The sequence below is a fragment of the Streptomyces sp. NRRL F-5630 genome, from assembly GCF_000719475.1.
Classification (GTDB): domain Bacteria; phylum Actinomycetota; class Actinomycetes; order Streptomycetales; family Streptomycetaceae; genus Streptomyces.
This window is the reverse complement of the sequence record NZ_JOGO01000096.1, coordinates 1-18539: the sequence shown is the minus strand read 5'-3', so window position 1 is coordinate 18539 and position 18539 is coordinate 1. Positions and strand designations below refer to the sequence as shown.

Sequence of the window (18539 nt, the reverse complement as noted above, 5' to 3'; positions counted from 1 at the left end):
TGCGCCAGCACCGCCCGATTGACCATGATCGCCACAGCCGGATCATGCCATCACCTGGCACGACACCTCACCCGCTATCACGCACCAACTCGTAAGGGGGGACACCGACAGCACGCCGGACTGCCTCCCGCCCCGGCCTCACTCGTAGTGCCGCAGCCGCTGCCATGTCGCGCCCCAGGCGTGGCGCGGTCCCGTGCACACCCAGACGTGTCCGCCGTCCTCGATGGTCGGGATGCCGTCCGGGTTGCGCAGGGTCGCGGCGAGGCGGACGTGCGCGAAGCGCTTCCGCAGCGTGCTCGCGTAGTGCGGCGCGTACGCGGGGTTCGGCGCCACGACCACGACGGTGCGCGCCGCGGGATCGCCCGGCCCCCACCACCACATCGTGTTGTGCGCGCTCACGGCGTGCGGCAGGCCCTCGCTCCCGCCGAGCGTGTCGACCGCGCCCGCCTCGCTGTAGTCCATCGTGTAGACGACCGCGTGCGCGCGCTCGTCGGCGGGAAGGCCGTGCCACACGCCGGAGACGGTACGGACCATCTCGGGCCAGCCCGTCGTCTCGCCCGAGGCCGCGTTCATGCCGTACGTCCACGCCCCGGCCGAAGCGGGCAGCACGGGGAGCACCGTGAGCGCGGAGGCCGCCGCCGTGACCGCCGTCGCGCCGACGAAGGAGCGCCACCGCTGCCGCCGCTCGCGCAGCCACCCGTCGAGCGCGACCGCGCCCGCGCCGAGCAGGCACACGTACAGCCCCGCGAGGTAGTACGTCTGCTCGCCCGCCGTGACCGCGAAGACGACGAAGAGCAGCCCGTACGAGAGCGCGAGGCACCGCCACAGCGGAACGCCCGCGCGCCACAGGAGCCGCAGGCCCGCGAGCCACAGCGGGACCATCGCGAGGCACGTCATGCCGAACTGCCCGACCACCCAGGCGGGTACGTGTCCGGCCCCGCCGTGCTCGGAGCGCAGCGCTCCCGTCATCTCCACCGTCGCCCAGTCGTGGTGCGCCTGCCACCACACGTCGGGCAGGACGAGGAGGACGGCGAGGAGCACTCCGCCCGCGAACCAGCGGTTGGCGAGGAGAGCGCGGGCGGGAGTCGCGAGCGCGGTGGCGAGCAGGGCGAGCGCGAAGATGCCCACGAGGTGGTTGAACTCGGCGCCGATCCCGGCGAGCGCGCCCGCGAGCAGCCACCAGCGGGTGTCGCCCGTACGTCCGATCCGCACGACGACGAGAGCGGTCGCGGACCAGGCGAGGAGCGTGTAGGAGGTGCTGTTGGCGATGTGACCGCTGCTCAGCAGGACGGGCATGGTGGCCGTCGCGACGGCGGCGAGGAGTTGCGCGCGGCGTTCGCCGCCGAACTCGCGGGCGGTGAGGGCGCCGACGAGCACGGTGACCGCTGTGGCGAGCGCGGCCCACAGCCGCAGGCCGACGACGGAGGCGCCGAAGAGGGTGAGCGAGAGGCGGGCGAGCAGCGGCGCGAGGACGGGCTGGTCGACGTAGCTCGCCTGGAGGTGCCGGGCGCTGTCCAGGAAGTACAGCTCGTCGCGGTGGAAGCCGTAGCGGGACGAGAGGGCCAGGAGGACGGCGAGGACGAGCCCGGCGACCAGGAGCGCGCGGCGGTCGAAGGGGTGCACCGGGCGTACCGCCGTGTCGGCTGCCGCCTCGCGCTCCGTACCTGCCGCCGGGCCCTTCGCCCCTGTGCCGTCGCGCGTGCCCGTGTCCGTCATCATTCCCCCGGGGCGTCGCCCGTGGCCCCCGTGACCGGGGCGGCGCGTCCGACACTGTACGGCGGGCGCGTCAGGCAGGTAAGGGTCCCTGGGCCTCAGTCGCGCGCGAGCAGGCGGTGGAGCGCGGCGCGCGCCGGCGGGCCCCAGGAGGTCTTGCCGCCCGGGCGGCCGTGCTCCCCGGCGTCCGCGATGTGGAGGGCGGCGATCGAGCGCCCCACCGCCCAGCCGCGGGCGCGGCGCAGGAGGGCGGAGTCGGGCGCGTAGGCGGCGAGGAAGGCGTCGAGCGCGCCGTCGGGCAGGATGCTCCAGGCGCCCGCGAGGTCGCAGGCGGGATCGCCCGCGCACAGGTCGCCGAAGTCGATCACACCGCTGAGGGCGCCGTCGGTGGTGACGACGTTGGCGGGGTGCAGGTCGCCGTGGAGCCACAGCGGCGGTCCTTCCCAGCCGGGCGCGGCGAGCGCGTCCTCCCACACGGCGCGCACGGCGTCCGGTTCGGTGAGGAGGCCCTTCCCGACCGCTTCGGCGAAGCCGTGGGGCAGCCCGTCGGCCGCCCCGGCGAGCGGGGCGCCCCGCCCGAAGTGGCCGGTGGGGGCGGACGCGGGGGCGGGCTGGTGCAGAGCGCGGAGGAAACCCGCGAGCGCGGCGCTCGTCGCGGGTCCGTCCGTGGCGGGCACGTGGTCGCCGGGCTCGCCGGGCACCCACGTCGTGATCATCCACGTGCGGGGGAAGCGGGCGGAGGGCTTCCCGAGCGACCGCGGCCTCGGCACGGGGAGGGGCAGGCGCGCGGCGAGTGCGGGCAGCCACGTCAGCTCGTTGCGCAGCAGCTCGTCGGCGCGCTCCGTCGCCCACGGCATCCGTACGGCCAGTGTGTCGCCGAGCCGCCACACCTGGCAGTCCCAGCCGCGCGCGCCGAGCCCCAGGGGAAGCTCCGCGAGGTGCGGGAACTGCTCGTGCAGGAGTGCGCGGACGAGGTCCTCGGTGATCTCGGGCGGCTGCGGGGGCGGTGTCATGCAGGGGAGGACGAGGGAGGGCGAGAGGGCGGTTCCGGCCCGGGACGGCTCAGGTCCAGGGGCGGGCTTGGTGCGGGGGGAGGGCGCGCGGTCGCGGCCGGAGGGTGAGCAGGTGGCCGGCCATGGCGGAAGCGAGGCGGCCGAAGGTGTGCAGGTGGTCGTGGTCGCGGGTCGTCCCGGCGACCACGTTCAGGCGGTGGACGAGCCGCTCGCGGGCGGAGTGAGGGCCCCAGGTGAAGTCCTCCGTGGCCACGCGGGCGAGCTGGTCGGCTGTGCCCCGGTGGGCCCGCTCGACGAGCGCGTCGCCCTGGATCACCCAGCCCGCGCAGGCGTCGGCGAGGTCGCCGGGCACGTCCTTGCCGGTGAGACCGCGCCACGTGGACCGGTAGACGTCCTCGACCTCCTCCAGCGGTGCCCCGGTGACCGACAGGGCGCACCAGCAGGTTGGGAAACCCATGCGTAAGTAGACGAGTTCGGTCAGTCCGTTGCCGAGCGAGGCCCGCTCGAAGTCGACGAAGCGGACGCCTTCGGGGGTGCGCAGATCGTTGCCGGGGCAGGGGTCGCCGTGGAGCAGCGCGTGGTGCGGGGTGGGGTCCAAGCGGTCCAGGAGCCCGGCGAGTTCATCGTGCACCCGAGGCGGCACGGAAAGGTCGAGCGCCCTGGCCAGGGCGAGGAAGGACTCCGCGTCGGCGGCCGTGGGGCCCGCCGCGGGCGGGAGCGCGCCCGCGTCCTCCGGTCCGGTCAGGGAGTGCAGGCGGGCGAGTGAGGCGGCGTAGCCCGGCATCCAGTCGTCCGTCTCGCCGAGGTCCTCGACGTGTTCGAGGACGAACACCCGCGCGGACGGGTCGGTGGCGAGCACCGCGGGTGCCACCGCGGGCCCGGTGGCCCGCCCGGCCAGGCGCAGTCCGGCGGCCTCGCGCGCGAAGCGCGTGTCCGCGTCGGCGCCCGTGTCCCCGCCGTCGACGATCTGCTTGACGATCACGGGCCGCTCGTCGGTCAGCCGCACCCGCCACACCCGCGAGCGCGGGCTGCTGTCCAGGAGCGTGGCCTTCTCGGGGGTGCCGACAGTGGAGAGCGGAGCCTCGCCGAACGGAAGCGGGTGCGTCGTCATGCGCGCGAGCCTATCGGCGGCTGGGGCCTCGGCCGGGGGCCTCGTCCGACGCGGCTTCCTTCGGTGGACACCACCAGACCTCGGCCGCTCCGGGGCCGCGCGCGGGAGCGGGGTCGCGGCTGTCCTGACGCAGTGAACGGTGATCGTGATGACCGGCGGCGCGACCGGCTGCCGCTCCGCGTTCACGAACGAGGGGGGTGCGGTGGCCACACCTGTACGGGCATGACGAGCGGCCAGCGAACGCCGTCGCGCCGGAGGGGCGGCGACCGTCCGCAGGCCCTGCCGGTGCTCTTCCAGCGGCTGTGGTCCGGGCGGCCGGTGACGCATCCGGGGCCCTGGCTGCTCGGAGCGGGGGCCGCCGGTCAGCGTCTCGCGGGGGCAGCCGACAGGCTACCGGCTGAGACGGGCAGGCCGGTCAGGCGAGGTAGTCGGCGCGCCCCTCGTCGTCGAGTTCGAAGGGGCCTTCGGGGATGACGCAGAACTCATTGCCCTCGGGGTCCGCCATCACCAGGAATCCGCCGGCGTCGTACTCCTCCAGTCGGCGCCCGCCGAGCGCCTCGACACGCTGCTGCTCCGCGGCCGGGTGGGGTGAGGTGACGTCGAAGTGCATGCGGTTCTTCACGGGCTTGGGCGCCTCGCTGCGCTGGAAGCCCAGGCCCAGGCCGTTCTCGCGCCGCAGCCATACGTAGGGTCCCGTGCGGCCCACGACCGGACGGCCGAGCACTTCCGACCAGAAGGAGGCGAGCCTCTCGGGGTCGGTGGCATCGACGATGAGGGCATTGATCCGCATCGGTGAGTCCGCCATCCCCTGATCCTCTCAGCCCCACGGGCCCACTCGACGCCCGTCGCCACCCGGATGGTGCGCGGCCGAGGGCCCCGTGCGACCGGTGACAGGGAACAGAGGCGGCCGGTCTGCGGCGAGAGGCGCCTGCCCGTGGTCCTTCTCCCGTGATCGGCCGGCCACCCTCGGGGCACGACAGCGCCGCCTTCTCGCGAATCCTTGCGTTCGACATTGTTGCGATATATCGTTGAGGCATCGCGAACAGATCGTGATACGTCTCCGTGAATCGGTGGCGTGGTGCATCGAGAGAAGGAGTTGAGTGTCATGCGTGGTTACGGACACGACTTCGAGAACGGCATCCAGGCCATGCGCGCGATGCGCGCCATGGGAGAGGCGCGGGGGCGCGGCCATCACGGCGGCGGTCACGGGCAGGGGGAGCGCGAGGGGCGGCGGGCCGCCTTCGGGCCGTTCGGGCCCGGGCACGGGGGCCGTGGTGGTCCCGGTGGCTTCGGGGGGCTCTTCGGCGGGCCCGGCGGTTTCGGCGGACCCGGGGGCTTCGGTTCCGGCGGACCCGGGGGGCGGCGGGGCAGGGCGCGGCGCGGTGACGTGCGCGCCTCGATCCTCGCGCTCCTGAAGGACCGCGCGATGCACGGCTACGAGATGATCCAGGAGATCGCCGAGCGCAGCGGCGGAGCGTGGAAGCCGAGCCCCGGTTCGGTCTACCCGACCCTCCAGCTCCTGGAGGACGAGGGACTCATCGTCAGTCGCAGCGAGGGCGGCAAGAAGCTCTTCGCGCTCACCGACGAAGGCCGTACCGCCGCCGAGGAGGGTCCCGAGGCCCCCTGGGAGGAGGCCGGCAAGGGCGTCGACTGGGAGGCGCTCGGCGAGATCCGTCAGGCCGGCTTCGGGCTCATGGAAGCCTTCGGGCAGGTCTGGAAGACCGGCAGCAAGGAACAGCGCGACCGTGCCGTCGCCGTCCTCAACGAGTCCCGCAAGCGCCTCTACCTCATCCTCGCGGAGGACGCGGAGCCGGAGGGCACGGCGGACCCGGGCAGCGCACGGAAGGACGCGGGCCGCGGCACGGACGACGCCGCGGGCGAGCGCCCCTCCGGTGACTGAGCGCCGGGGCCGAGGCCTCGCGCGCACCCTCGGCGAAGGGCCCCGTACGGGGGAGAGCGTGCGGGGCCCTTCGCCGTTCCCTTCTCCGCCGGGCGAGGGAGGAATCTCCTCCGCAAGGAGGAGGGGGCGGGGCGAGAGCACCACCCTGCGCGGGAGGCGAGAACGGTCCCGTCCGCCGATGACCGGGCGACGGCTCCGTGGTGGAGTGGAGGACGTGCAGCGTTGCAGTTCGCCGGTACCCGGCCCCCGTGACACCGCCCCGGACCCCGGTGCGGGGCTGAGCGGATCCCTCGCCGGGGTCGTCTCGGGCGCCCGCCGCCGCGCCGTGCGCGACGGCGACGAGCAGATCGACACCGCGCACCTGCTCCACTCCCTCCTCCAGGAGGACCCGCACTGCCGCGAGGTCCTCCGCCCCCACCTCGCCCGCCTCCTCGGGCTGCTCGTGCAGCGCAGCATCGGGTACGGGCTGCGCTGGCAGGGCACCGTCGAGGACTCGGGGAGCCTGCCCGCGCTCGGGCATGCCGGCTGGTCGCCCCCGGCGAGCCTCGCCATGGACCGGGCTCGCGAGCGCGCGGCGACAAGCGCCGGGAGCGCCGGCCCACGCCCCGTCGACCTCCTCGCCGCCCTCGCCGCCGACCCCGACTGCCGCGCCGTCGCGCTGCTGCGGGAGGCGGGCGGGGACCCGGAGCCGCTGCTGGCCGCGCTGGACGAGGGCGAGCCCGGTCGTCGCGACGGGGACGAGGACGTACGGTCCCTCGATGTCTCGGACCTGCGGGCCCGGCACGTCGAGCCGTAGGAGCGGCCTTCCCGGCCCTCTCATCCCGTCAGTACCAAAGCGCGTGACGCACCTGACGGCTCCTGTCATGATGGCCCCGTTCGCCGGGCCCGAGGGGGCGGAGGCGGGAGGGGCGGGGAGATGAGCGGGACGGGGACGCGGGGACGCAAGGGCGCGGGACTGGGACTCGCGCTCGTGTCGGCGCTCGCCTTCGGCGGCTCGGGGGTCGCGGCCAAGCCGCTCATCGAGGCCGGGCTCGACCCGCTGCACGTGGTGTGGCTGAGGGTCGCGGGCGCGGCGCTCGTCCTGCTTCCCGTCGCGTGGCGGCACCGCGCGCTGACGCGGGCACGGCCGGGACTGCTGCTCGGGTACGGGCTCTTCGCGGTGGCTGGGGTGCAGGCGTGCTACTTCGCCGCGATCTCCCGCATCCCGGTCGGCGTGGCGCTGCTCGTCGAGTACCTGGCGCCCGCGCTCGTGCTCGGCTGGGTGCGGTTCGTGCAGCGCAGGCCCGTGAGCCGGGCGGCGGTCCTCGGGGTCGTGCTCGCGGTGGGCGGGCTCGCGTGCGTCGTGGAGGTGTGGGCGGGGCTGGGCTTCGACGCGCTCGGCCTGCTGCTCGCGCTCGGCGCCGCCTGCTGCCAGGTCGGCTACTTCGTCCTCTCGGACCACGGTACGGAGCCCGCGGGCCCAGGGGAAAAGGCAGCACTGAAGGGGCCCGGGCAGCCTCCGCCGTCGCCGCTCGGCGTCATCTCCTACGGGCTGCTCGTCGGCGCGGTCGTCCTCACCTTCGTGGCGCGGCCGTGGGGCATGGACTGGAGCGTGCTCGGCGGCAGGGCGGAGATGAACGGGACCCCCGTCGCCGTGTTCCTGCTGCTCGCCTGGATCGTGCTCGTCGCGACCGTCGTCGCCTACGCGACCGGCGTGGTCGCGGTACGCGGGCTCTCGCCGCAGGTCGCGGTCGTGGTGGCGTGCCTGGAAGCCGTCGTGGCGACCGTCCTCGCCTGGGTGCTGCTCGGCGAACACCTCTCGCCGCCCCAGCTCGTGGGCGGGTTCGTGGTCCTCGTCGGCGCGTTCGTCGCGCAGACGGCCACCCCGGCGGGCGCGGGCGAGGCCCGCACGGTCGCGGAGGGCGGCACCGTACCCCTGGAGACGCGGGAGGGGGTCCCGGACGCGCGCTGAACGGCCGGGCGATGGGGGTGCGCACCGCTGGGCGCACGAGGTCCGGCGGCCGGGCGCGCGGGGCGAGGGCCGCGCGGCGTGCGCGGCGTACCGAGGCGCGGGGGACCGAGGCGGTGGGAAGGAGCGACGTGTGCGGGGCCGCTTCCCCGGGCCGGGCCGAAGGCCCTCGGCTGTACGGCCGCCCCCGCCGCCCCCTAGGGTGAGCGCCATGTATGCGCGAGCGCTCGTTCTTCCGCCTCCGGTCCGCTGAGCGCGGGTTGAGGTCAGCGGCCGTTCCGCCCCCCTTCGGCGCGGGGCGGGGGCGCTGCTCGTGCTGCCCGCAGAAGTCCACGGCGCGCCGCTCCGGCGCCCCGGGCATCCTCTGACTTCTCGCGGAGAACCTTCTCGTGTCGTACGCAGTTCCCGGCCGCCCCGTGGCGCGCGGCCTGCTCTCCCTCACCCTCGCCGGACTCGCCTGGGGCACCGCGGGGGCCGCCGCCGCGCTCCTCTACCGCTCCTCGGGGCTCGGCCCGCTCGCCCTCTCCTTCTGGCGCTACGTCGGCGGGCTCGCGCTGCTCCTCGCAGCGCGCGCCCTGCGGCCCGCCGCGCCCCGGCCCCGTCCCGCCGCCCCGGTTCGGGGCGGGCTCGCGCGGACTCTCGCGCAGGGGCTCCTGCTCGCCGTCTTCCAGTCCACGTACTTCCTCGCCGTGCGGGACACCGGACTCGCGGTCGCGACCGTCGTCGCGCTCGGCTGCGGGCCCGTCCTGATCGCGCTGGGGGCGCGACTCGGCTTCGGCGAGCGCCTTGGCGCGGGCGGGGTGCTCGCCGTCGCGGGGGCGCTCGCCGGGCTCGCCGTACTGGTGCTCGGCGGGGGCGGCGCGACGGTACGGCCCGCCGGAGTGGCGTGGGCGCTGACCTCGGGTTTCTCGTACGCCGCGCTCACCCTCCTCACGCGCGGCGCCGCCCGCGCGGGCGGCGGACGCGACGCCGTGACGACGACGGCGTGGTCCTTCGGGGTCGGAGCGGTCGTCCTGCTGCCCTTCGCCCTCGTGGAGGGCGTGCTGCCGGGGAGCGGCGCGGAACTCGGCACTACCCTCCTGCTCCTCGGCTACCTCGCCGGTGTGCCGAGCGCGCTCGCCTATGTCCTCTACTTCTCCGGAGCGGCCGTCGTCCGCTCGGCGACGGTCTCCGTGATCATGCTGCTCGAACCGGTGAGCGCGGCGGCCATCGCCGTCCTGCTGCTCGGCGAGCGGCTCACGGGGGCCACGATGCTGGGCGTGGTGCTGCTGCTCACGGCGGTGGCGGGACTGGCGGCGCAGGAACGGAGGGCGCGGGCGTAGGGGTACGGGGCGGGCCTGCTGCCGGAGGGCCGCAGGCCCGCTCCGCCCCGTTCCGCCTCAGTGGCTCAGGTATGCCGGGAGCGGGACCGAGGGAGACAGGTCGGCGGCCGGTTCCGGGGTGCCGTACGTCTGCCGGACGGGGACGACGCCCGCCCAGTGGGGGAGGGCGAGGTCCTCGGGGTCGTCGTTGGGGCCGCCGGTGCGGAGCTTGGCGGAGACCTCGTCGAGATCGAGGCGGAGGACGGCGGTCGCGGCGAGTTCCCTGGCGTTCGCCGGGCGCGCATCGGCGGCGCGTCCCGCGACGACCTGGTTCACGATCGCGTCGAGCGCGGTGCGCTTCTCGTCCTCGTCCGTCACCTGCCGGGCGGTGCCCTGCACCACGACCGAGCGGTAGTTGAGGGAGTGGTGGAAGGCGGAACGCGCGAGGACGAGGCCGTCGACGTGGGTCACCGTGAGGCACACCGCGAGGCCGGGCTCCTGGCGTGCCGCGCGCAGGGGGCGCGAACCCGTGGAGCCGTGCACGTACAGCGTCTCGCCCCGCCGTGCGAACAGCGTCGGCAGGACGACGGGCGCGCCCTCGCGGACGTAGCCGAGGTGGCAGAGGCAGGCGCTGTCGAGTATCGCGTGCACGGTCGGGCGGTCGTAGCGGGCCCGCTCGGGGGAGCGGGTGGGTTTGGTGCGGGGCGTGGGGTTGTAGGGCGCGGCGGGCTCGGTGGTCATGCGGGTCTCTCCTCGCTGCGGACGAGTGGTTCAGGCTGGGCGACTTGCGCCTTCTATTGCACTAGTGCAAACTACTGTTTGTGCTAGGAGAGTATCGGATTCGTGGGCGGCGTGCCGCCGATATCGCCGCTGACGTGGAACGAGCCGTCGGAAATGGGGAGTTGGGGCCCGGTGAAGTGCTGCCGTCGATGCGGGAGCTCGCCGCGGACCTCGGCGTGAACCCGAACACGGTCGCCGCCGCGTACCGCACGCTGCGCGAGCGCGGGGTCATCGAGACGGCGGGGCGGCGCGGGAGCCGGGTGCGGGCACGCCCCGCGACGACCTCGCGCGACGCCGCCAGGATCGCCGTGCCGCCCGGCGCCCGCGATGTCGCCTCGGGCAACCCCGACGTGGCCCTCCTGCCCCCGCTCGCCCCCGCCTTCGCCGAGGCCGCGGCGGCGGGGGACGCGGACCCGGTGCTCTACGGGCGCGCGCCCCTCGATCCCGCGCTCGCCGCGCTCGCCCGCGCCTCCTTCGCGGCGGACGGGGTGCCGGAGGGCCCGCTCGCGGTCACCTCGGGGTCCCTCGACGCGATCGAACGCGTCCTCGGCGCCCACCTGCGCCCCGGTGACGCCGTCGCCGTCGAGGACCCGGGCTGGGGCAGCCTCCTCGATCTCGTCCCCGCGCTCGGACTGCGCGCCGTCCCTGTCGGTGTCGACGAGGACGGGCCCGTGCCCGCCGACGTGGCCCGCGCGCTCGGCGCGGGAGCCCGCGCCCTCGTCGTCACCGAGCGCGCCCAGAACCCCACGGGCGCGGTACTCGCGGCCGAACGCGCCGCTGCGTTGCGGGAGTTGCTGGAGGCGTACCCCGAGACGCTGCTCGTCGAGGACGACCACGGGCACGGCATCGTCGTGGGCCCGCCGCTGCCGCTCGCCGGTACGACGCGGCACTGGGCCTTCATCCGCTCGGCGGCCAAGGCGTACGGGCCCGATCTGCGGATCGCCGTGCTCACGGGGGACGAGGTGACGCTCGACCGGCTGCGCGGCCGCCAGCGGCTCGGCCCCGGCTGGGTGAGCCACCTCAGCCAGCGGGCCCTGGCGCACCTGTGGCGTACGGGCGCCGTCGACCCGGTACGCGTCGCCGCCGCCTACGAGGCGCGCCGCGCGGCCGTCCTCGCGCGGCTCGCGGCGCACGGCGTGCCCGCGCGCGGGCGCAGCGGCATGAACGTGTGGGTCCCGGTCCCCGACGAGACCGCCGCGGTCGCCCGTCTGCTCACCGAGGGCTGGGCAGTGGCGCCCGGGGCCCGCTTCCGCCTCGCCTCCGGCCCGGGCGTCCGCGTCACGGTCTCGGGACTCGACGCCCGCGCGCTGGACGCGCTCGCGGACGCCCTCGCACGGGCGGTGGGACGAGGGACGGGGGAGCCGAGGACGTACGTGTGAGGGCGGCTGGGTGGTCGGCGCCACGGCGTGGGGCGGTCTCCCGCTGTCGCGGGGCGGCTCTTCGCCGCCGCACCGTGCCCGTACCGCCCGCTGTCCTCAGGCCAGCTTGATCGTGTCGCCCGTGATCTTGAGCTCGAACTCCTCCAGCGGCGAGGTCGCGGGGGCGTGCTTCACCGAGCCGTCCTCGATGGAGAACTTGCTGCCGTGGCACGCGCAGTTGATCGTGCCGCCCGAGACCCCGGCGACCTGGCAGCCCGCGTGCGTGCACACGCTGGTGAACGCCTTGAACTCGCCTTTCGCCGGCTGGGTCACGACCACCTTCGCGTCGGTGAAGATCTTGCCGCCGCCTTCCGGGATGTCCGCCGTGCTGCCGAGGGGCGTGCCGTGGCCACCCGCGCCGGACCCGGACGAGCCCTTGCCGCCGGAGCCGGAGCCGCCGCAGGCCGCGAGGAGGGCCGCGAGACCGCTGGCCCCCGCGGCGGCGACGAAGGTGCGGCGCGAGGCGCCGGAGCCGGAGGGGCGGGGGAGGGGCATGCGGGTTCCCTTCCGGGACACGAGGACGCGCGAGGCGTCGCGGATACGGGCGGGCGCGCGGACGCGCCGCCCCTATTGTCCGCCTCGCCGGGCCCCGCCGACAGGCCGGGGCCGACCGGCACGCCGTCACCCCTCCTCTTCGTCCACCGCGACGCCCAGCGCTCCACCGAGCCACCGCACCTCGTGCCGCAGCAGCGCGGCGGCGAGCGGCGTGCCCATGACGCCGTGCTCCGCGCCGGACAGGGGCAGCACCTCGTGCGGACGCCCGGCGGCGAGCAGCGCGGCCGAGAGCCGCAGCATGTGGGCCGGGCTCACGTTCTCGTCGGCGAGACCGTGCACGAGCAGCAGCGGGCGGCGCAGGCGCGGCGCGTCGTCGAGGAGCGAGGACGCCCGGTACCCCTCGGGCAGCACCGCCGGGTCGCCGAGGAAACGCTCCTCCCAGTGGGTGTCGTAGAGGGCCCGGTCGGCGGGCGCGGCGCCCGCGACCGCCGCGTGGAAGGTCTCCGGGTGCCGCAGCACCGCCGCGGCGGCGAGATAACCGCCGTAGGACCAGCCCCGGATGCCGACCCGGCCCAGGTCCAGGTCCGGGTACGCGGCAGCCGCCGCGCGCAGGGCGTCCGCCTGGTCGGCGAGCGCGGCCGTCAGCCGGTCGCCGTGGATCGCGTACTCCCAGGGCGCGCCCCGCCCCGGTGTGCCGCGCCCGTCCGTGATCAGCACCGCGAAGCCGTGCTCGGCGAACCACTGCGCGACCGCCGCCCACCACGTCCGCGCCCGGACCACGAGCCCCAGTCCGTGCCCCGCGTACGGGCTCAGGAGCACCGGCAACCGCGTCCCGGCCGTGTGCCACGAGGGCAGGTAGAGCGCGCTGCGGAGCGCGCGGACGCCGAGGCGCAGGTGGTGGGGACGGGGGAGGACGAGCGGGGTCTCTTCGAGGGAACGGAGGACGGCGGCACGGGACTCCACGGCGCTGCCTGCGCCGCCCGCGCTGCCTGCGCCGCCCGCCCCGCCTCGGCCGCCGCCCGTGACCCGGACCGTGCGGCCCTCGGGGCCGAGCCCGTCGAGCACCAGTGTCGGCCCGCCCACCGCGCCCTCGTACACGCCGGGCCCTGGACCGCTCAGCCGCACGGGCGCCGCGCCCGGCGTCCACGCCCAGACATGGACCTCCGTCGGGTCCGTCCCCGCGCGCAGCAGCACCTCCTCACCCCGTGCCCCCAGCACCGCGCGCACCTGGAGGCCCTCCGGCGTCGTCGCCGCCCCGGCCGCGAGGCCGCGCGTGCCGTCGCCGAGGACGCGTGCCGTCACGAGGGCGCCCGCCGCGGTGCGCAGGGGCGCGCCGGGCAGCAGGGAGACCCAGTACGGGTCGTGCTCCTCGGCGAGCGTGCGCGCGGAGCCGTCGGCGGGATCGAGCGCGAGGGTGCGCACCGTGCGCTGGTCGCGGGTCTGCACGCTCGCCCAGGGCCCGTGGGCGTCCCATCCGGCCGCTGTCAGGTACTCGAACGCCGGGGCGTGCCACGGGCCTTCGGGGTGTCCCTCGCCCGCCCGCCCGGGCAGCGCGACCCGCCGTGCGCCGCTCCCGTCCGCCGCGACCAGGTGCAGGCTCGTGACCGCGTTCGCCGTCCCGGCCGCCGGGTAGCGCAGCACGCGCGGGGGCCGTTCGGGGTGCGCGGGGTCGGTGAGCCAGCGGCGCGCGACGCCGCTCTCGTCGGTACGGGCGACGAGCAGCGCCGTGCCGTCGGGCGCCCACCAGTACCCCTCCTCGCGCCCGATCTCCTCGCGCGCCACGAGGTCGGGCAGCCCGTAGGCGACATCCGGTCCCTCCGGGGCGACGAGGCACAGCACCGCGTCCTCCCCGCCCGGCCACCGCGCGACGTGCAGCGCCCCGTCCCTGACGAACGCGAGCCGTTCGCCGCCGGGTGAGAGGCGCGGCGCCCTCGCGTCACGTATCCCCGGCAGCGGGCGCGGCGGGTCGGGCGTCCTCGTGTCGAGGGCCGCGAGGGTGCCGCCCGCGCGCGCCACGACGACGTGCCGCCCCCGCGCGTCGGCGGTGTACCCGGTGACCCCGGCGTCGGTCAGGGGCCGTTCGGCGTCCGTGCCGGTCTCGTACAGCCACAGGAGCGATACCGGGTCCGTGCCGGAGAGCGAGCGCAGGAACAGCACGCGACGACCGTCGTCCGAGACGGTGAAGGAGTGCGGACGACCGCGCGAAAAACGGGCGGAACGGGCGAACTGCCCGGGAAAAGCGCGCAGGTGTGCCCTGGCGGGAGGGGTGGGAGTCATGGGGCACTATAGGCCCTGGGCACACAGGGCACACGGTGCGTCAGCGGAATACGGAGTCGGCCGTCCCGGTCGATAACCTGCGTCCCATGCTCACCCAAGCGGCCGTGACCCGCTATCTGACCCCGCTGCGCGAAGGCGGCTCCCTGCCCGGGCTCGTCGAGGCCGCGGACGGGGAGCTGTACGTGCTCAAGTTCAGCGGGGCCGGGCAGGGGCGCAAGACGCTCGTGGCCGAGACCGTCTGCGGACTGCTCGCCGCGCGGCTCGGGCTGCGCGTGCCCGCCCTCCGGGCGCTCGACCTCGATCCGGTCGTCGGCCTAGGCGAGCCCGACGAACAGGTGCAGGCGCTGCTCAAGGGCAGCGGTGGGCTCAACCTCGGCATGGGATACCTCGCGGGCGCGCTCGGTTTCGACCCGCTCGCCTACGAGGTGGAGCCCCGCGAGGCCGGGCGCGTGCTGTGGTTCGACGCGCTCGTGGGCAATGTCGACCGCTCCTGGCGCAATCCCAACCTGCTCGTCCACGCGGGCGCGTTGTGGCTCATCGACCACGGGGCCACGATGATCTGGCAGCACAACTGGCCCACGGCCGCCGCCTCCGCGCTGCGCCGTTACGACGCGCGCGACCACGTCCTCGCCCCCTTCGCCTCCGATCTCGCCGCGGCCGAGGCCGAGTTGGCCCCGCTCGTCACCGAGGACCTGCTCACCGGCGTCCTCGCCGAGGTCCCCGACGTGTGGATCGAGGGCGAGCACGGCTTCGCGTCTGCCGACGAGGTGCGCCGCGCGTACGTGGACGCCCTCCTGCGGCGTGCGGACGGCCTCGCCGCCCGCGTCGACCTGCCCGAGGAGCCGTCCCCCGCGCCGCAGGTCGCCGCCTCGGGCTGGCGGCTGCCCGACGACGGCGTCCCCGCACCCGCGCCGCCCGCGTCCGGGACCGCGACGCCGCAGGTCTTCGAGTACGCCGCCCTGCGCCTCGTCCCGCGCGTCGACCGCGGGGAGTACGTCAACGCCGGCGTCGTCGTCTACCAGCGCGCCACCGGCTTCGTCGCGGCCCGTACCCGCCTCGACGCCGTGCGGCTGCGCGCCCTCGATCCGGGCGCCGACACCGAGGGCGCCGCCGCGCTCCTCCGCGCGGTCGAAGCGGTGTGCGGTGGCGGGAGCGGGGCGGGCGCGGCGGCGGGCGACGACGCGGGCCGCCGCTTCCGCTGGCTCGTGGCACCGCGCTCGGCCCTCCTCCAGCCGGGCCCCGTGCACACCGGGCTAACGCGGGCGCCGGGCGAGGAACTGGACCGGCTGCTGGAACTGCTCGTTCCCTGAACGGCCGCTTCCCGGGCGCGGTGCGGCTGTCCCCGGCCGCCGCGCGCGAGGGGGATCACACGCCAGCGCCGGTCGGCCCCGTTGACACCCGGTGCCACGCCTTCTAGCGTCACTCCCACCCAAGGTACTAAGCGGTCGCTCATTCGCGCGCGGTAGTGTGAGGAGCCCGCCGCGCGAGAGCCCCCGCCCCGCCGTACCGGGCGCCGAGGTTTCCCCCAGGGACGAGGAGAACACCACATGTCCACCACCGAGCAGCGCGTAGCCGTCGTGACCGGCGCGGCGCGCGGAATCGGCGCGGCCACCGCGATCCGCCTCGCCGAGCAGGGCCGCGCCGTCGCCGTCGTCGACCTCGACGAGGCGGCCTGCGCGGACACCGTCGAGAAGATCACCGCCGCGGGCGGCAAGGCCCTCGCGGTGGGCGCCGACGTCTCCGACGAGGCGCGGGTCGAGGCCGCCGTCGCGCGGATCGCCGCCGAGCTCGGCGCCCCGACGATCCTCGTCAACAACGCGGGCGTGCTCCGCGACAACCTGCTCTTCAAGATGAGCCTGAGCGACTGGGACACCGTCCTCGGCGTCCACCTGCGCGGTGCCTTCCTCATGGCCCGCGCCGTCCAGAAGCACATGGTCGACGCCGGGTTCGGCCGGATCGTCAACCTCTCCAGCTCCTCCGCGCTCGGCAACCGGGGCCAGGTCAACTACGCGGCGGCGAAGGCGGGGATGCAGGGCTTCACGAAGACCCTCGCCATCGAGCTGGGCAAGTTCGGCGTGACCGCGAACGCCGTCGCCCCCGGCTTCATCGCCACCGACATGACGGCCGCGACCGCCGAGCGCGTCGGCATGGGCTTCGAGGACTTCCAGAAGGCCGCCGCCTCGCAGATCCCGGTCCAGCGCGTCGGGCACCCCGAGGACGTCGCCAACGCCATCGCCTTCTTCACCGCCGACGCGGCCGGCTTCGTCTCGGGCCAGGTCCTGTACGTGGCCGGCGGCCCGCTCAACTGAACCCCGGAGGGACAGCACCAGATGACTGAGCAGCAGCGGCCGGACTCCGGAGAGGTCGCCCTCGTCACCGGGGCCAGCCGGGGCATCGGCTACGGCATCGCCCAAGCACTCGTGGCGCGCGGCGACCGCGTGTGCATCACCGGGCGCGGCGAGGAGGCGCTCAAAGAGGCCGTCGAGCGCCTCGGGCCCGATCGCGTCATCGGCGTGGCGGGCAAGGCGCACGACGAGGCCCACCAGGCCGCCGCCGTCGCCGCGACGATGGAGGCGTTCGGCCGCGTCGACCACCTCGTCAACAACGCGGGCACCAACCCGGTCTTCGGCCCGCTCGCCGAACTCGACCTCAACGTGGCCCGCAAGGTGTACGACACGAACGTGCTCTCGGCGCTCGGCTTCGCGCAGCACACGTGGAGGGCGTGGCAGCGGGAGCACGGCGGGACGATCGTCAACATCGCCTCGCTCGCCGGGATCTCCGCCTCGCCCTTCATCGGCGCGTACGGGATGAGCAAGGCCGCCATGGTCAACCTCACCCTCCAGCTCGCGCACGAGTTCGCGCCGCGGGTGCGGGTCAACGCGCTCGCCCCGGCCGTCGTCAAGACGAAGTTCGCCGAGGCCCTGTACGAGGGCCGCGAGGCCGAGGTCGCCGCCTCGTACCCGCTCGGCCGGCTCGGTGTCCCCGAGGACATCGGCGGCGCCGCCGAGTTCCTCACCTCGGACCGCTCCGGCTGGATCACCGGGCAGACGCTCGTCCTGGACGGCGGCATCTTCCTCAACGCGGGCGTGGGCTGAGCCGCGCGCACACCCCGGGGCCGGGCGCGTGACCGTCCCGGGCGGCGCGCCCGTTCCCGTGCGGGGGCGGGCGCGTCCCCTTCTCCGCGGGCCGTACGGGGCGTGCTCCTTGCCGCGACGGCCACGCGGGGGCGTTGTCAGTGCCTCCCGGTAGGTTCGGGGACGTACCGAGCGCACCCCCGGAGGTTGTTGACGTGACCGTGACCCCTGCCGCCCCGCTGCCCGCGTCCTGGAGCGGCGTACTCGGCGAGGAGCTGGAACAGCCCTACTTCGCCGAGCTGATGGCCTTCGTCGCCGAAGAACGCGCGGCGGGCCCGGTCTACCCACCGCAGGAGCAGGTCTTCGCCGCGCTCGACGCCACCCCTTTCGAGGACGTCAAGGTCCTCGTCCTCGGTCAGGACCCCTACCACGGCGCGGGCCAGGGCCACGGTCTGTGCTTCTCCGTGCGGCCGGGCGTCCGCGTCCCGCCGTCCCTGCGCAACATCTACAAGGAGCTGCACACCGACCTCGGCGTCCCCGTCCCCGACAACGGCTACCTCATGCCGTGGGCCGAGCAGGGCGTCCTGCTCCTCAACGCGGTGCTCACCGTCCGCGAGGGCGAGGCGAACTCGCACAAGAACAAGGGCTGGGAGCGGTTCACGGACGCCGTCATCCGCGCCGTCTCGGCGCGCCGGGACCCGGCGGTCTTCGTCCTGTGGGGCGCCTACGCGCAGAAGAAGCTGCCCCTCATCGACACCGAGCGGCACGCCGTCGTGAAGGGCGCGCACCCCTCGCCGCTCTCGGCGAAGAAGTTCTTCGGCTCGCGCCCCTTCACGCAGATCGACGAGGCCCTCGCCGCGCAGGGCCACAAGGCGATCGACTGGCGTATCCCCGACCTGGGCTGAGCCCCGCCTGAGCCGCCCGCGGCGAGGCTGCCGTTAGCGTGCCCGTACCGCCGCCCGCCCGGCGACGGTACGGGCGGCGAGCGGAGGCGGCGGGTGCGGGGACGGCACGAGGACACGAGGGACCGCGGGATCGCGACGCGGATCGGCCAGGCCGCGCTGCTGCTGCACGCGGGGGACCGGGCCGAGGCCCGCGCACGGCTCCTCGCCCTGTGGGAGGAACTGCCCCCGGGCCCCGGCCCGCACCGGTGCGCCCTCGCCCACTACCTCGCCGAGGCGCAGGACGACCCGGCCCGCCGCCTCGACTGGGACCTCACCGCCCTGCGCGCCGCGGGACCCGGCAACCGCTCCCTGCTGCCCCGCCTCCGCCTCGCCCTCGCCGCCGACTACGCCCGCGCGGGCCGTACGAGCGAGGCCCGCGCCCACCTCGTCCGCGCCCGCGAGGCGGCCGAGTCGCTGACGGCGGGGCCTTACACGGACGGGGTACGGGCGGCGATCATCCGGCTGGGACAACGGCTGGGGGTGTAGGAGGGGGCGTGGCGGTGCGCCGGGGGCCGCAGGGCTGACGGCCGGTGGTTCTTAAGGGCGGGCCGCTGGTCCGGCCCCG

General features: G+C 75.5%; 17 protein-coding genes and 1 pseudogene. 11 read left to right on the top strand and 7 right to left on the bottom strand.

Going from position 1 to position 18539, the window contains the following annotated elements:
- Positions 1-138: 138 nt before the first annotated feature.
- The 4 genes from IF99_RS0127815 to IF99_RS0127800 all read right to left on the bottom strand — a co-directional run bounded on the left by IF99_RS0127815 (position 139) and on the right by IF99_RS0127800 (position 4642).
- Positions 139-1719, bottom strand: a complete 1581-nt coding sequence (locus tag IF99_RS0127815) for an ArnT family glycosyltransferase (protein ID WP_234340889.1) — start codon at positions 1717-1719, stop codon at positions 139-141.
- Positions 1720-1811: 92 nt separating this feature from the next.
- Complete coding sequence (locus IF99_RS0127810; protein ID WP_031000704.1) at positions 1812-2726, bottom strand: aminoglycoside phosphotransferase family protein; 915 nt, start codon at positions 2724-2726, stop codon at positions 1812-1814.
- Positions 2727-2775: 49 nt separating this feature from the next.
- Positions 2776-3837, bottom strand: a complete 1062-nt coding sequence (locus tag IF99_RS0127805; RefSeq protein WP_031000702.1) for a phosphotransferase — start codon at positions 3835-3837, stop codon at positions 2776-2778.
- A gap of 415 nt (positions 3838-4252) precedes the next feature.
- Positions 4253-4642, bottom strand: a complete 390-nt coding sequence (locus tag IF99_RS0127800; protein ID WP_031000700.1) for a VOC family protein — start codon at positions 4640-4642, stop codon at positions 4253-4255.
- A gap of 342 nt (positions 4643-4984) precedes the next feature.
- Here IF99_RS0127800 and IF99_RS0127795 point away from each other — a divergent pair, with 342 nt between their 5' ends.
- From IF99_RS0127795 to IF99_RS0127780, 4 genes are all read left to right on the top strand, one after another.
- Entirely contained in the window at positions 4985-5737 is a 753-nt protein-coding gene (locus IF99_RS0127795) for a helix-turn-helix transcriptional regulator (RefSeq protein WP_420705731.1), read from the top strand.
- 178 nt (positions 5738-5915) lie between these two features.
- Positions 5916-6533: a Clp protease N-terminal domain-containing protein gene (locus IF99_RS0127790; protein WP_031000696.1), complete on the top strand. Its 618-nt coding sequence runs from the start codon at positions 5916-5918 to the stop codon at positions 6531-6533.
- Between the two features lie 120 nt (positions 6534-6653).
- Positions 6654-7688 (top strand): EamA family transporter, encoded by a 1035-nt coding sequence (locus tag IF99_RS0127785; RefSeq protein ID WP_031000693.1) that lies wholly within the window; start codon positions 6654-6656, stop codon positions 7686-7688.
- A 386-nt stretch (positions 7689-8074) separates the two neighbouring features.
- Complete coding sequence (locus tag IF99_RS0127780; RefSeq protein ID WP_031000691.1) at positions 8075-9007, top strand: DMT family transporter; 933 nt, start codon at positions 8075-8077, stop codon at positions 9005-9007.
- Between the two features lie 57 nt (positions 9008-9064).
- On the opposite strand, the gene IF99_RS0127775 is transcribed toward IF99_RS0127780, so the two are convergent.
- Complete coding sequence (locus IF99_RS0127775) at positions 9065-9727, bottom strand: pyridoxamine 5'-phosphate oxidase family protein (protein WP_031000689.1); 663 nt, start codon at positions 9725-9727, stop codon at positions 9065-9067.
- An 80-nt stretch (positions 9728-9807) separates the two neighbouring features.
- Here IF99_RS0127775 and IF99_RS0127770 point away from each other — a divergent pair, with 80 nt between their 5' ends.
- Positions 9808-11145 (top strand): aminotransferase class I/II-fold pyridoxal phosphate-dependent enzyme, encoded by a 1338-nt coding sequence (locus IF99_RS0127770; RefSeq protein ID WP_031000687.1) that lies wholly within the window; start codon positions 9808-9810, stop codon positions 11143-11145.
- A gap of 96 nt (positions 11146-11241) precedes the next feature.
- Here the strand turns inward: IF99_RS0127770 and IF99_RS0127765 are convergent, their stop codons facing one another.
- The gene (locus IF99_RS0127765) at positions 11242-11679 is read right to left on the bottom strand and encodes a Rieske (2Fe-2S) protein (protein WP_031000685.1); all 438 of its coding nucleotides are present in this window, start codon (positions 11677-11679) and stop codon (positions 11242-11244) included.
- Between the two features lie 126 nt (positions 11680-11805).
- The gene (locus IF99_RS0127760; RefSeq protein ID WP_031000683.1) at positions 11806-13956 is read right to left on the bottom strand and encodes a prolyl oligopeptidase family serine peptidase; all 2151 of its coding nucleotides are present in this window, start codon (positions 13954-13956) and stop codon (positions 11806-11808) included.
- Positions 13957-14042: 86 nt separating this feature from the next.
- Between IF99_RS0127760 and IF99_RS35270 the strand changes: the two are divergent.
- The 6 genes and pseudogenes from IF99_RS35270 to IF99_RS0127735 form a co-directional block, all read left to right on the top strand.
- A pseudogene (locus IF99_RS35270) lies at positions 14043-14852 on the top strand (HipA family kinase); the annotation flags it as partial.
- The gene (locus tag IF99_RS35265) at positions 14838-15266 is read left to right on the top strand and encodes a DUF3037 domain-containing protein (RefSeq protein WP_420705730.1); all 429 of its coding nucleotides are present in this window, start codon (positions 14838-14840) and stop codon (positions 15264-15266) included. The pseudogene IF99_RS35270 and the gene IF99_RS35265, both read left to right, overlap by 15 nt.
- Positions 15267-15503: 237 nt before the next feature.
- On the top strand, positions 15504-16265 hold the full coding sequence (fabG, locus tag IF99_RS0127750) for a 3-oxoacyl-ACP reductase FabG (RefSeq protein ID WP_031000679.1): 762 nt from the start codon (positions 15504-15506) through the stop codon (positions 16263-16265).
- Between the two features lie 21 nt (positions 16266-16286).
- The gene (locus IF99_RS0127745; protein WP_031000677.1) at positions 16287-17051 is read left to right on the top strand and encodes an SDR family oxidoreductase; all 765 of its coding nucleotides are present in this window, start codon (positions 16287-16289) and stop codon (positions 17049-17051) included.
- Between the two features lie 200 nt (positions 17052-17251).
- On the top strand, positions 17252-17935 hold the full coding sequence (gene ung / locus IF99_RS0127740; protein ID WP_031000676.1) for a uracil-DNA glycosylase: 684 nt from the start codon (positions 17252-17254) through the stop codon (positions 17933-17935).
- Positions 17936-18028: 93 nt separating this feature from the next.
- A complete protein-coding gene (locus IF99_RS0127735) occupies positions 18029-18460 on the top strand; it encodes a hypothetical protein (protein WP_031000674.1) in 432 nt (143 codons plus the stop codon).
- The last annotated feature ends 79 nt before the right edge of the window (positions 18461-18539 follow it).

Bases quoted from the DNA above. Each gene is read 5' to 3' on its own strand.
- IF99_RS0127815 (WP_234340889.1), bottom strand. From the start codon at position 1,719: ATGATGACGGACACGGGCACGCGCGACGGCACAGGGGCGAAGGGCCCG.
- IF99_RS0127810 (WP_031000704.1), bottom strand. From the start codon at position 2,726: ATGACACCGCCCCCGCAGCCGCCCGAGATCACCGAGGACCTCGTCCGC.
- IF99_RS0127805 (WP_031000702.1), bottom strand. From the start codon at position 3,837: ATGACGACGCACCCGCTTCCGTTCGGCGAGGCTCCGCTCTCCACTGTC.
- IF99_RS0127800 (WP_031000700.1), bottom strand. From the start codon at position 4,642: ATGGCGGACTCACCGATGCGGATCAATGCCCTCATCGTCGATGCCACC.
- IF99_RS0127795 (WP_420705731.1), top strand. From the start codon at position 4,985: ATGCGCGCGATGCGCGCCATGGGAGAGGCGCGGGGGCGCGGCCATCAC.
- IF99_RS0127790 (WP_031000696.1), top strand. From the start codon at position 5,916: ATGACCGGGCGACGGCTCCGTGGTGGAGTGGAGGACGTGCAGCGTTGC.
- IF99_RS0127785 (WP_031000693.1), top strand. From the start codon at position 6,654: ATGAGCGGGACGGGGACGCGGGGACGCAAGGGCGCGGGACTGGGACTC.
- IF99_RS0127775 (WP_031000689.1), bottom strand. From the start codon at position 9,727: ATGACCACCGAGCCCGCCGCGCCCTACAACCCCACGCCCCGCACCAAA.
- IF99_RS0127765 (WP_031000685.1), bottom strand. From the start codon at position 11,679: ATGCCCCTCCCCCGCCCCTCCGGCTCCGGCGCCTCGCGCCGCACCTTC.
- IF99_RS0127760 (WP_031000683.1), bottom strand. From the start codon at position 13,956: ATGACTCCCACCCCTCCCGCCAGGGCACACCTGCGCGCTTTTCCCGGG.
- fabG (WP_031000679.1), top strand. From the start codon at position 15,504: ATGTCCACCACCGAGCAGCGCGTAGCCGTCGTGACCGGCGCGGCGCGC.
- IF99_RS0127745 (WP_031000677.1), top strand. From the start codon at position 16,287: ATGACTGAGCAGCAGCGGCCGGACTCCGGAGAGGTCGCCCTCGTCACC.